General features: G+C 30.6%; 9 protein-coding genes. 1 reads left to right on the top strand and 8 read right to left on the bottom strand.

The features are described from left to right. Window positions 1-42 precede the first annotated feature (42 nt). From DAD81_RS08030 to DAD81_RS08015, 4 genes are read right to left on the bottom strand one after another with little or no spacing between them, the layout of a single operon-like run. Window positions 43-933 (bottom strand): carbohydrate kinase family protein, encoded by an 891-nt coding sequence (locus DAD81_RS08030; RefSeq protein WP_111707735.1) that lies wholly within the window; start codon window positions 931-933, stop codon window positions 43-45. A gap of 7 nt (window positions 934-940) precedes the next feature. Continuing rightward, window positions 941-2,434 carry a mannitol dehydrogenase family protein gene (locus DAD81_RS08025; protein ID WP_111707933.1) on the bottom strand — a complete coding sequence of 498 codons (1,494 nt, stop codon included), beginning with the start codon at window positions 2,432-2,434 and terminating at the stop codon, window positions 941-943. Between the two features lie 4 nt (window positions 2,435-2,438). Then, on the bottom strand, window positions 2,439-4,154 hold the full coding sequence (locus DAD81_RS08020) for a purine-cytosine permease family protein (RefSeq protein ID WP_111707734.1): 1,716 nt from the start codon (window positions 4,152-4,154) through the stop codon (window positions 2,439-2,441). Between the two features lie 50 nt (window positions 4,155-4,204). After that, a complete protein-coding gene (locus tag DAD81_RS08015; RefSeq protein ID WP_245949194.1) occupies window positions 4,205-5,065 on the bottom strand; it encodes a hypothetical protein in 861 nt (286 codons plus the stop codon). A gap of 326 nt (window positions 5,066-5,391) precedes the next feature. On the opposite strand from DAD81_RS08015, the gene DAD81_RS08010 reads away from it, so the two are divergent. Continuing rightward, on the top strand, window positions 5,392-6,129 hold the full coding sequence (locus DAD81_RS08010; RefSeq protein ID WP_111707733.1) for an NUDIX hydrolase: 738 nt from the start codon (window positions 5,392-5,394) through the stop codon (window positions 6,127-6,129). A gap of 381 nt (window positions 6,130-6,510) precedes the next feature. On the opposite strand, the gene DAD81_RS08005 is transcribed toward DAD81_RS08010, so the two are convergent. The 4 genes from DAD81_RS08005 to DAD81_RS07990 all read right to left on the bottom strand — a co-directional run bounded on the left by DAD81_RS08005 (window position 6,511) and on the right by DAD81_RS07990 (window position 13,238). Further along, window positions 6,511-9,810, bottom strand: a complete 3,300-nt coding sequence (locus tag DAD81_RS08005; RefSeq protein ID WP_111707732.1) for a chondroitinase family polysaccharide lyase — start codon at window positions 9,808-9,810, stop codon at window positions 6,511-6,513. Between the two features lie 20 nt (window positions 9,811-9,830). Then, entirely contained in the window at window positions 9,831-11,018 is a 1,188-nt protein-coding gene (locus DAD81_RS08000; RefSeq protein WP_111707731.1) for a glycoside hydrolase family 88 protein, read from the bottom strand. A gap of 241 nt (window positions 11,019-11,259) precedes the next feature. After that, window positions 11,260-12,117, bottom strand: coding sequence for an AraC family transcriptional regulator (locus DAD81_RS07995; RefSeq protein WP_111707730.1), 858 nt, complete (start codon window positions 12,115-12,117; stop codon window positions 11,260-11,262). Window positions 12,118-12,452: 335 nt separating this feature from the next. Beyond that, complete coding sequence (locus DAD81_RS07990) at window positions 12,453-13,238, bottom strand: SDR family NAD(P)-dependent oxidoreductase (RefSeq protein WP_111707729.1); 786 nt, start codon at window positions 13,236-13,238, stop codon at window positions 12,453-12,455. Window positions 13,239-13,252 lie beyond the last annotated feature (14 nt).

Raw genomic sequence — 13,252 nt, 5'->3', positions numbered from 1 at the left:
TTTCCAAAGTCTTGTGAACTTTGGAAATGACGAACGATACTTTTATTTTTTGGCTGTAAAAATAAAATTTTCAATAGCCTCTTCAGTTATTATAGGGTTTGCACCTTCTTTACTTGCTACAATTGCTCCAACGGCACACGCAAAATTTAATGCTTCTTGAGGCGAAGTTCCTTTTAATAATTTATTTGTTAATGAAGCTAAAAAAGAATCTCCTGCTCCTACTGTATCCACAACAACTATTTTATAACCATTATTGCAATAAAAGGTATTATTACAGTACAATATTGCTCCGTGACGACCTTTTGTAACGCAAATAGATTTTGTGTTTGTTTGCGTTGCAATAAATTTAATTGTTTCCTCTAAAGATTCATTTTTAAAATTTAACTCTTCTGCTATTTCAAAAATCTCATCATCATTAAACTTAATAAAATCGGCTTCATTCATTAAGTAATTCAGTACTTCTAAGGTGTAATGAGGTGCTCTTAAATTAATGTCGAAAATTTTGTATTTCGCAATTTTTAAAAGCTGATACAACGTATTTTTTGAAACATCATTTCTAGCAATTAAACTTCCAAATATAAAAGCATCAGATTTTTTAATAATTTCTTTAGCGCTCTCTGTTAATTGGATATTATCCCAAGCTCTAGGAGAATTTATAGTGTAAGTTGCGGAACCTTTTTCATTCAACACAACAGCTACTTCACCTGTTTTTAATGTTGCATCAATTTGAATGTTTTCTATTTGTACACCTCGTTCTTTAATAAATTCTTTTATTTCCATTCCTTCGGAATCATCTCCTATTCTTGTAATTATAGAAACATTATTACCTAAAGATTGCAATCTTAAAGCTACGTTTAAAGGTGCACCTCCAATTTTTTTATGATTTGGAAATACATCCCATAAAACCTCACCAAAACAAACTAAATTTTTCATAAAATAATTATTTAATAACCTTATTATTAATAGCTATAACACATTTTTCAACTCCATATTTAACAATATTATTATATGCTGTTGTATATGCATTTACAAATATTTTAGAATCATTTAATTTTCCAAAAATGGATGCTATTTCTAAAAACGCTTCTGGATTTTCTTTTGCCAAGATTGCTTTTTCATTTAAAATAGCTTTCATAGCATCTTTAATAAGTAATGGTTTTCCATTTTCATTTTTTCCTAAGCTATAAATTGCCCAAGCAGCGACTACAAATGATGCAAATTCAACAGGTCCGTTTTTTTCTAATTGTTTATTTACCGTTGGCAAAATAAATATTGGAAATTTGGCTGAACTTTCTGAACAAATTCTGTCTATTTGATCTTTTATATAAATATTTCCAAATCGTTGTAATAAAGATTGTTTGTATTCATCTAAGTTAACACCTTCTAAACCAGCTAAAGTTGGTGTTACTTCAATATTCATATAATTTGTTAAAAACCTATTTATTTCATTATTATGAACCGACTCATCTATAGTTGCGTAGCCCATTAAATCGCCTAAAATACCTAATACAGAATGTCCGGCATTTAACAAACTCAATTTCATTTTTTCAAACGGAACTACATCTTCAACAAATTGAGCGCCAACAGTTTCCCAAGCAGGTCTTCCTGCAATAAAATCATCTTCAATAACCCATTGTTTAAACGGTTCACAAACTACTGGCCAAGCATCTTCAATTCCCGATGTTTCTAATAAATTTGAAATATCTGTTGGCGATGTTGCAGGCGTAATTCTATCTACCATACTATTTGGAAACGACACATTTTTTTCTATCCAAGAAACCAATTCTGGCGCTGCTTTTTCAACATAACTCAATAGCATTTTTTTAGCCATATGTCCGTTACCTTGTATATTATCACAAGATTGAATAGTTACACCTTTTAAACCTCTTTGTTGTCTTAATTTTAACGCTTCGGTTAAGTATCCAAAAATAGTTTTTGGTGCTTGTGAATGCTCTAAATCATGTTGAATTAAAGGGTTCTCGAAATCAAAGGCTCTTGTTGCTTCATTATAATTATAACCACCTTCAGTAATAGTTAATGTTATAATTTTAACATCTGGACTCGCCATTTTTTCAATTACTTTTGAAGGATTTTCTGGTGCAAATAAATATTCAACAATAGAACCAATAACTCTTTTTGTTAAAGAACCATCTAATTCTTTTACAATTAAAGTGTATAGACCATCTTGTTCTTTAAGTGTATTGTAAATTTTAGTATCAAAATCTAACAAAGCTACACCACAAATTCCCCATTCTTTAACGGATTCATCATGTAATAATTGATCTGTATAAAAAGCTTCGTGAGCTCTATGAAAGCCACCAATACCAACATGTACTATTCCTGTTTTTATGTCAGTTCTATTGTATTTAGGACAAGCAATACGATTGGCAATTTTAGCCAAATTATTTTGATTAAGGTTTATTATATTTTTCATGATATTATGAGTTTTGAATTTTTCCACGTTTAAGCGCCCAATATGCAGTAACAAAATAAGTTAACGTACATATAAATGCATATTGATAAAATAGTTCACGGTTTTTTATATAATTAGCTTCATCTGAACTTCCAAATAAAACTTTACACGCCAAGGCTATAGTAATAAGTAAAACAAGTAATGAAATGCTTCTTAAAACTTTTGTAAAAAGCGAAGTGTCTTTTACATGTACAGTTTCTTCTTTTGCTTGTTCTTCTTGAAATTTTTCAATATTTATATTGCGTAATTTTTCTTTTTCTGCTGCTTCAGGATATTTTCTTTTAGCTCCATAACGTCCCGCTAAAAAAGTATAGATAATTATGGTGAATATCCAAGTTGGTATAAATAGATAAAAGAAAGACATTACATTTAAAGCGTTTAAACCAAAACCGAATATAAGTCCTAAACCCCAAGATGCTATTGCAGGAGTGCTAAAAGTTAATTCACGATACTGTGCCCAATATCTTGTATACCCAATTCTAGGAAAAATTTGATGTTCTGCAAATACAATACCCCCAACTGGAACTACTAGTAATCCAGCATACGTTAGAAGCGGAAGTATTTGAGAAAACACAAAAGGAAAACAAGCAACTATCATAGTTACCAAACCAACTACTATAGTAGTTTTTTTACGTGTATGATTTTTGAAAATAGCTTGTGCTGCCAAACCTGCTCGGTAAAGATTAGCAACGGCAGTGGTCCAACCAGCTACAATTACAATAACAAATCCAGACCAACCTAATGCATAATAAGCAACATCACCTGGATCAAGTTCAACAATAGATTTTCCAATAATTACTGCAGCTCCAGCTCCCATAATTCCTGCTGAAATCCAAGCAACATAATGCCCAAACATCATTCCTGTACTTGTAGCTAATCCGTATGATTTCTTTTTAGCAAAACGCAATAAAGCCATATCTATAAGGCCAAAATGTGTAATAGTATTTGCAGCCCAAGCAAAACCAATAACTTCTGTTAATCCAATTCCTGCTTCTCCGTTACTATTAATTCCAGTCCATATAGATTTGTCGCCTAAGGTTATAAAATCATTCCAACCATCTGGTATTGGTTTTCCTAACACCTCTAAAGATAAAGCAGGTAACAATACAAAGGCTCCACAAGTAAACATTACAAACAACCAAGGTGCACAAATTCCAGAAAACTCTGAGACTGCTTTAAAACCGTATATGGCTATAGAAACCACAACGGACCCCACAATTAAAACTATTACTATAAACCATAAATTGGTTGGATACCAATTTAGTTGTGCAGGAATATTAAATGCAAAACGAACTGCTGTTGCAGATACCGTAATCATAGCAGCAGAGATAACCGTGAAAATAATAACATTAGCCCAATTGTAAAGCTTGGTCATTGAATCTCCTGCTATTTTATTTAAGTAAGTGTATAAACTTAAACGTGTGTCAACCGCAATTGGCGAAGTAATAAGTGTCCAGCTTAAAACAGCTAAAATATTACCTATTAATAAACCTAAAATAATATCTTTAGTTGTTGCTCCTAAAGCTACAAAAGTGGCTCCAATAACAAACTCGGTAGCGGCAACATGCTCAGCGGCATATAGACCTGCAAAATGAGTCCAATTATGTAATTTATGCTTTGCAACTGGTAATTGCTCTGCTTCTAAGTTGTTAAACTGCTGGTAATTATTGGATGTGTCCATACTATTTGTTTTTGAGATTCTTATTTATATTTGGCATTATTTATATGCTTCTAGAATATGGTTAAATCAAGCTGAAGAATTGTTTTTTGCTTTTCAGGATTCCACATAGCCATAACTTCCACTGGCATATTATAGCTACCCAAATTAATGTTTTGACCAAAAGTTGCTCCTACATTAATAAAATTCCCTTTACCTTCGGTATAAAATGTTTTATCAGTTATAAAAGACCAGGCGCCACCAGCAAAAAGCGATAATTTAGAATCCTCTTTTTCCCAAACTTTACTTTTTATTTCTAAATAATGTGTCCAAGAATCTTTATAAGAACCATTTGTTTCCACTTCATAATCTCCTGATCCTCCGCCTAATATTGTAGCTAAATATAGTGATGTATTTTTTGAAACATTAACTCCAAAGTTTAAATCTACAAAATTATAACCTTGCGTTTTATCATAACTCCAGAAATGTAATTTATCTCCTCTTTCTTCAACACCTGTATAATTATTATGTGAAACCGCTTCAATAAAAAAGTTATCTGAAAAATGATAAACTGCATACATTGAAAATTCTTTATAATTAGCACTTACATTTTCTTGTGTATAACTATTGTATACATCTGTACTTGAAAAACCTGCTCCACCCCACACACCTAATGTAAATTTTGAATTACGAGAATTGTATTCTAAGCTTGTTGCAAAAATGGCTCCTGGATGCACCACGGAACCATGCCAAGTATGCATATTTTTTAAATGTGCATTAGCTTTAAAAGGTTTGTATGAAACCATTTCCTTTTCTTGAGCATTTACAAAACTAATATTTTGCATTACTATTAATAATAACAGTATATTTTTGAAATTAATTGTAGCACATTTAATAGAATGTTGCTTTATTGAATTTTTAAATGAAGGTAACATAAATTATCTTTTTTTAATTAAAACATTCTGCTCGCTCAAAATTACTTTTCATTAGTTAGCGTCATAATGACGTTTATAGTTCAAATGTAAATAAAATTATTTTGATAAACCTAATTTTTTGGAAATATATGTTCTATATTAGCAATATAATAGGCTATTTTGATATACTTAAACGTTTTCTTAATTTTACGGCAGATTGAGTAAAATATAGCGTTATACTGACGTTTACTATCTTTTTAAAGCTTTGTTTTTTTATAAAAAAAACTATTATTAATATTGCAAAAAAAATAATTATAGAATAAATTATTATTTAAAATTTATATAATATGACTCCTAAAATAATTCCAAATGTATCTGTAGATTGTGTAGTTTTTGGTTATGATGCTAAAACCAAATCTTTAAACGTATTGTTAATACAACGTCAATTAAAAGATAAAGAAACGAATGAATTATTAGTTAATGATTATGTACTTACTGGATATCATGTTTATGAAAACGAAAGACTTGATGAAACAGCAACTAGAATTTTAAAAGAACTAACAGGGCTAGATAATCTATATAAAAAACAATTTAAATCTTTTGGAAATCCAAACAGATTATTAAATGAAAAGGATATTATTTGGGCGAAAAGCGAAAATTTTAATTTAAGAACTATAACAGTTGCTTATTATTTTCTACTTCAAACTTATGAAGTGAATTTAAAAGATAACAAGCACAATGCGAAATGGTTTCCAATAAAAAATCTTCCTGAATTAGGTTTTGATCACCTAGAAATTATCAATCAAGCTTATGAAGATTTAAAATCAAAAGCAACTTATAAACCTATAGTTTTTGAATTATTACCTGATAAATTTACAATTAATGATTTACAAGATCTATATCAATCTATTCTAGAAATAGAAATTGATAACCGCAACTTTAGACGAAAGTTAATAAATAAGAAGTATATTATTCCTCTAGATGAAAAACAAGTTGGTGTAACAAATAAGCCTGCAAGATTATATATGTTTAGTAAAGATATTTATGAAAAAATGTTTCAGAAAAACTATTTAATTAATATATGATTTAAAGAAAAAATACATTTACATTTAATATAGTCTTAAACTTATTATTTAAATAAATACACTAATCTACTTATAAAAGAAACTATTATCGATATTGAAAGTTTAATAAACATAAAGAGACTGAAGCTAAAAATCATTTATAGGAGCTCTTAAAATTCTTTAAATAAACTTTAATATAACACCTATTGGTTTTTTAAAATTAACTCTAAATCAAAGATTTTTAGTTCTAATTTTATGAAATCTTGTTCTTTATATCATTCATAAGTAGATAATAATCCGATATAAACTAAAAAAAAACAGTAGATATTTTTTTATCAACAATCTATAATAACTCACATTACCTAAACGATATTTACTTTTCTGTATGTATTAATTATTCCATTACTTCTTCACCAAAACAACTGTTTCAGAAATACCATTTAAACTCATAACACGCAATAAAGAATTCTTTTTTGAATAAATTATTTCTTTTATGTTTTGTGAATGCTTTTCACCTTCTTCAATTTTCCAAATTCCCTTGAGGGTTATAGTTGTATATGTTGGTCGTGAAGGCCAAAAAAACCATTCTCGTTCATATATTGATAATTCTGTTCGTTTTCCGTTTGGTAGCAAGTCATCCTGTCCGTCATAAATATTCAAATCTGGGTTAACCACATTGAGTTCTATTTTGTGTTTACTTTTTTCTTCAACCATTAGTATTGAAGGACTTTCAATACTCTTTACAATCCCTTTTTTAAAATCTACTCTATTAATAAAGGTTGCATAGCCAGTTGTATTTAATTTAGTTGAATGAACTACGTGCGCTTTTTCGTCTTGTTGAATTATTTTTATAGGTGGCTTTTTAGATGCCATTTCTTCAGCAAAAATATTCAACTTGTCTTTATTCGCATAAGGAATTACCGTGTAAGCATACTTGGCTGCTTTTGGTTGTGTACCGTGATCAAAATAAGCTTTAGCAAAGTTTCCGCTTACCTCCTTTTCTGCAAATACATTGGGTGCTGTTTGCTTGGTTCTATCAAATTTTAATTTACTGTTTCCTTCAATGCTGTTAACATAAAACCCACTTCCTCTGCTATCTAGAAACCATTGGTTATTTGCTTTTAAAATTGTTTTATTTACTGGGAAATCACTTACATCACCCATAAAATTGGTCTGTGTCGGATTTTTAGCAATTGTAAGAGCATCTTGAAATAGCGTGGTTTCTACAGGTAATCCTGATAAATCTGATTGAATATCTGAACCTAGGCAAATTATTTTATCTCCAAACATAAAGTAACTTTTCTTTGCTCTTAATGATTCTAAGTTGTATTTATCGTGTCCCTTAAGTATAAAAGAAAAGATACCATTTCCATTATTTGAACTTACACCACCACAAAATGATTGATCTGAAAATAAGTACTCTCCTCCTTCATCCCTAATGCTTTCTGGTGAAGTTACCATTTCTTTAAACGGTAACCTTACTGTTGTAGTTCCTGGCCAATTATGCCAATCGTAACCATCAAACCATTTCTTTTCATCTGAATGTGGCGTAGTACTGTCTATGCTATTTGGGTAAGCTACATCCAAATAACCATTTGCAATAAATAACGGATACCCAAAATAGGTTGTTGCCCAACTTTCAAAGGGCACTACATATTTACTATGCGCTCTTACTGATGTAAGCCACGTGTTTTCTAACCTTTTGGATGCGCTTGCTGAGAAAGGAAGTATTTTAATCCCATTATAATTTGTTGCTTTTACCTTTGGGTATTTCACTTTAATTTTACTTCTAAATTTTTCAAAAACAGGGTTTACAACTTTTACATTTTTTTCTGAATTTGCATTCTTATTAGTACGTCTTTTATCATAATAATGAAAATAACCATTCTCAGATTTTTCGAGAACTGAAAAAGCATAATCAGCCATTTCTTTATCAATAACATCATTAGTTTCAGGGTTTCCACAGAGTGCTAAATATGCAGGAAGTAAATGAGTTTCTTTAGGAAGTTCTTCTATCTTAAAGCGAGTTGTTGCATAAGTAGTGGGTGCAGAAAGTGCTGTTGGCCCCTGTATATGAAATAGGGTGTTAACGGCTCTTTTAATATTTACATGAGCAGATTTACCAGCGCGATAAGGAGTATCTGATAATAAATAGAGCATAGTTCCCATGGATGTTATTAACCGACCTCCATAACTCAATATGTGAATAGCGTGATGAAATGCGGTTCCATCTGGTTTTAAACCATCATCAATTCCATTACTAGTATGTGCAGCAACATTTGTAAAATAAGATGAAAATTGTCTTAAATCACGATCTTTTTCTGCTGAATTAGGCATTGACATTGCACTTAATAATTTACCTAATAAAATACCATGAGCATCATCAGCATCAATTCCTTTTCTACCTTCTACACCATACACAACAGATTCATTGTATACCTGATTAAAGCCGAAAAACCATTTCGTAATTTCAATAGCTTTATCAAGACGACCTTCTTCTTCAAGTACTTTACGCATTAAAAAAATAGAAATTGGCATTTTACCTAAACGATATGCATAGTGATGTATCCACATAAGCCCTGCTCCTGTATCAATTCCTTGATCCACACCGTAATCAAAAAGATTAATAAACAGCGTTGAAAGTTCTGCTCTTGTATTTTGCTCTTCAGTTCTTTGATATAAACTAGCAATATCACACATTAAAGTACTATAATTTTTCCAATCCTCAAACTGGTTTTTCAATGCTTCATTTGGCAACCCTGCATTTGTAAAGTATTCTGTATAAATATTGTCAGACATTAATGGTCTTCCAAAAATCTCGTTTCCTTTTCTTTGAATTTTATATTTTGAATACCGCTTTTGAATACTTTTCAATGCTGATTGAATAGTTTTATCGGTCTCCATTTTATCTAAAAGAAATTCTTCTATAAAAGCATCCATTTTTTCAAGCTCACTTTTCTTTTCAGTTGTAAGCGGTACTACTTCCATTGTAGGTAGGTTTTTGCTCCATTCATACAATCTATGCTCATAATTACTCACTAATCTTGGATGAGGATCAATATTAGGGAGTTGTGGATTTGGCGTATTTTGTCTGAAATTCATTGGTAAAGATGTACCTAAAGCATCTATATAAAAAGTTCCCTTCCCAATGTTTGGGGCAAGAACCGTCATTCTATTCATTCCTTCATAAGGAGCTCCCATCATATCGCCAGTATCATACATAACCTGAATAGTACGCCAACCTTTAAAATTTAAATTGAAATCAAACTCCGTTGCCACGTGATCATCTTTCCCAAATTGAAAACGTAAACGTTGCTTTCGAGCTTCAGGATTATATATCCATAGTAAAATTCCTCTTGAAGGTTCTTTAAGAATACCTGTTTTACCACCACCACGTAAACCTTTCATTAGTTCATTATTTGCAAGATCTATTACACGCTGCGGATGATATCCCAAATCTCTATCTAAAATTAACTTGCTGTTTCCTTCCCAATTCCATTTTAATGATTGTCTCCCATGTTTCATTCGTAGAGTATCCAACTCTATAGATCCTCCTATAGTATGGAGTTCACTAGGAAGTTCTTCTTCAAAACTTTCCATAATTTTATAAGAGGCTTTCTGGGAATATGTGTAGGTTGAAACGCACATAAAAAATGCTAACAGAAATCCTAAACTTTGTGGAGTAATTAACTTTAATCTCATCTTAATATTTTGAATTTACCTTATTTGCTTCGTCTTATTAGTGCTTCTATGTAATAGTAATCAGCATAATTTAAAGGTACATCTATTTCCTCTCCATGAGGTATGCTACCAACACTATGTTTTAATAAAAAGAAATTATTCTCTCCTACTTCAGCTAGATACTTATCTGAAGATAATGATGTAAGTATTTTATCAATAAATGGAGCGTAATTTTCTTTGGAATATTTATCTAATTCAATTAATGCTGAAGCGGCCAAAGCTGCGGCTGATGCATCTCTTGGTTCATTAGGTATATTTGGAGCATAATAATCCCAATATGGAATACCATCTGCAGGCAAATTTTTATGATTCATAATATATTTAGCAATTCCTTCTGCCTGTTTCAAATATTTTTCATCTTTTGTGTACCTATAACACAGTGTATAACCATATAAACCCCAAGACTGCCCTCTAGACCAAGAACTCTCATTTTTATATCCTTGAACTGTTTGTTTACTTCTAACATTACCCGTTTCAGGATCATAGTCAATCATATGAAATGAACTATAATCGTCTCGAAAATGATTTTTTAAAGTTGTATTTGCATGTGCAATGGCTACTTTGCTATATTTTGGATCTCCTGTAATTTTACTCAATTCAAAAAGTAATTCAAGATTCATCATATTATCAATAATAACAGGGAATTTCCATCCTCGTTCAGCCTGCCAACCTTTATCAACATCCCAACTTTGTATGGCTTTAATTACAGGGTTAAAACGTGTAATTAAAGAGTCTCCGGCGGTAATCATAACTTGTTTAAACGATTCGTTTTTTGTTAATCTGTATCCATTTCCATAAGAACAATTGAAAACAAACCCAACATCGTGTTGTGTTGTTTTGTATTTATGATCTTCAAACTGAGCTTGTAATTGTTCTGCAGCATCCTTCCATTTTTCATCATTAGTAGTTTTATAAAGGTACCATAACGTTCCTGGAAAAAAACCCTCAGTCCAATCCCAATTTGGATTCGACCATCTAATTTCACCATCTTTTACAGTTCTGGGAATACTTTTTCCCTCTAAAGATTTAGAGACTAATAGTGTTAATTGTTTATCTATATGACTTAATAACTCTTTGTCAATTGGTCCTTTTTTTTGGCTATTAGTTTTACAAGAAATAAGACTGATTGAGCATATTAATACTAATAAAATCTGTTTAAGCGTTTTCATATTCCAGAACTAAAGTGCTTTTGTTTACTCACTTTAATGTCAAAATTAGTGTTTGATATTTTTTTTCTGGTACTTTTAATTTGCACACATATCCTCTATATTTGCTATAGGTATATTTAACTTGCAGTTAGAGTTATTATTAGATACTAAAAGTGAAGACTATTTTCTTTAATTTTGTAGAATTAAAATTGGTAAGCTACGTGCTTTTTAAGTGTTTTTAAAATCATTTTGCTCTATTAAACTAGATTTTAGTTTTGTAAAAAGCCTGATATTCAGTAGGTAAAACACCTTTTATTAGTTTGAAGTTTTTATAAAAATAAGATGGACTATTATAACCACTTCTATAAATAGCTTCATTTACTTGTAAATTATCATCCATTATTAGCTTACACGCATACCCTATTCGAACTTCATTCAAAAATGCGCTAAATGTTTTTTTAGTTTTATTTTTAAAGTACCTACAAAAAGCTGCTTTGTTCATACCTATATGATTTGCAATATCCTCAAGCTTTATATCTTCTTTAAAATTACTTATAATATATTCATAAGCTTTGTTAACCTTTAAATCATTACTAAATATGGTATTTATAAAATATGGGCTTGCTAGTAATCTATAATTTTTAAAATTTGAAAGCGCATTTAGCATTTCAAGAAACTTAATTAGTTGTAACATACCATCAAGTTTTAGCAAATCATTAAGTTGTTTAGTTAGCTTATTTTTTAATTTACCTTCAAAAGTAACCCCTCGTTCAGCCCTTTTAAATAGGTCTTTAATATCTTTTGTTTCTGAAAGTTCTAAAAAGTTTGCTCCTAAAAAATGCTTTGGAAACTGTATTACTATAGCTATGGAACTTTTATCAGACAAAGGAGAAGTGCTTTTCCACACATGGGGTAAGTTACTTCCTACTAAAATAATATCTCCTTTTTTAAAAGTCTCTATAGAATCACCTATATATCGTTCACCTTTTCCCTCAACTATATAAACTAGTTCAAGCATATCATGATAATGCCAAGCATCATCAAAAATTTCTCGTATATCTTTACGAATATGAAAAGCATGTTCAATAGGTGTTTTTAGTTTTCTGAAATTTGCTTTCATAAGGTCGTTTAATTATTTAAAGCAAATATAGAGAATGTCATTTTAAGTTATATCCACCAACACCATTTTACTTTTACTTGATATAAAAAATATATTTACATATTGGGTATATATCTATTTTTCTCTTCAGAATTACCTTCTCAAATTGAGGAGGTAAAAAAAACCTTAAGTAAAGATATTTGGGTATTTATGTAGTTTTACTTAAATAATATATTAAAACATGTAACTTATTTTAAATGTAAAGAAATGTATTTAGTCTTTATTAATATAAATCCACATTAATTAACTTGATGAAGTTAATTACATCTATTATTTACTTAATCTAACTTTAAAACTTAATCTTGCATTAAAGCAGATCTACCTCCATCCATTAAATAGGTAGTTCCAGAGATAAATGCCCCAGAATCAGAAGCTAAAAAAGCACACAAAGCACCAACTTCTTCTGTAGTTCCTATCCGTTTAACAGGATGCGTATCTATAGTTCGTTGACGTTCTTTTTTTGCATCTGGAAAACTATCAAACCATTTTTGATTGCCCTTAGTTTCTATGAACCCAGGTGCAATACCTACCGTTCTAATATTTGGCCCCCATTCTATTGCCAACGATTGCACCAAGCCTTTTATTGCTGTTTTGGCTACATTGTAAGGGAAACAACCAGGTATTGTATAATTTGAGTGGTTTGAAGTCATTAATAAAATTACGCCTTTTCCGCTTTTTTCTAGGTAAGGCTTGCATAATTTACTCAATTGCCAGTGCGATTTTAAATTCAAATCCATATTATATTCCCACTGTTCATCAGAACATTTTTCTACTCCTTCAAATACATTAACACCGGCATTGGATACTAAAATATCAATACCGCAAAAAGCTTCTACGGTTTTTCGGATGAGTTTTTCTTGCTCTTCTTTGGATGTAATATCAAGAGATGTATATATTGCTTTAGCTCCTTCTTTTTCAATGGTATTAATAAAAGTTTTTGCTCCTTCCGTTGTTTCCGAAGAACGACCGCAACCTGATACATTACAACCGGCCTTTGCCAACATTTTTGCAACGCCTAGTCCTACGCCATTACTTACTCCTGTTACTAGGGCTGTTTTCCCTTTTAAATCAATAATTAACATACTCTTGTTTTAAT

Source organism: Lutibacter citreus, from assembly GCF_003260195.1.
In the GTDB taxonomy this organism is placed as follows: Bacteria; Bacteroidota; Bacteroidia; order Flavobacteriales; family Flavobacteriaceae; genus Lutibacter; species Lutibacter citreus.
This window is presented reverse-complemented; position numbering and strand designations above follow the sequence as displayed.

Bases quoted from the DNA above. Each gene is read 5' to 3' on its own strand.
- DAD81_RS08030 (WP_111707735.1), bottom strand. From the start codon at position 933: ATGAAAAATTTAGTTTGTTTTGGTGAGGTTTTATGGGATGTATTTCCA.
- DAD81_RS08025 (WP_111707933.1), bottom strand. From the start codon at position 2,434: ATGAAAAATATAATAAACCTTAATCAAAATAATTTGGCTAAAATTGCC.
- DAD81_RS08020 (WP_111707734.1), bottom strand. From the start codon at position 4,154: ATGGACACATCCAATAATTACCAGCAGTTTAACAACTTAGAAGCAGAG.
- DAD81_RS08015 (WP_245949194.1), bottom strand. From the start codon at position 5,065: ATGTTACCTTCATTTAAAAATTCAATAAAGCAACATTCTATTAAATGT.
- DAD81_RS08010 (WP_111707733.1), top strand. From the start codon at position 5,392: ATGACTCCTAAAATAATTCCAAATGTATCTGTAGATTGTGTAGTTTTT.
- DAD81_RS08005 (WP_111707732.1), bottom strand. From the start codon at position 9,810: ATGAGATTAAAGTTAATTACTCCACAAAGTTTAGGATTTCTGTTAGCA.
- DAD81_RS08000 (WP_111707731.1), bottom strand. From the start codon at position 11,018: ATGAAAACGCTTAAACAGATTTTATTAGTATTAATATGCTCAATCAGT.
- DAD81_RS07995 (WP_111707730.1), bottom strand. From the start codon at position 12,117: ATGAAAGCAAATTTCAGAAAACTAAAAACACCTATTGAACATGCTTTT.
- DAD81_RS07990 (WP_111707729.1), bottom strand. From the start codon at position 13,238: ATGTTAATTATTGATTTAAAAGGGAAAACAGCCCTAGTAACAGGAGTA.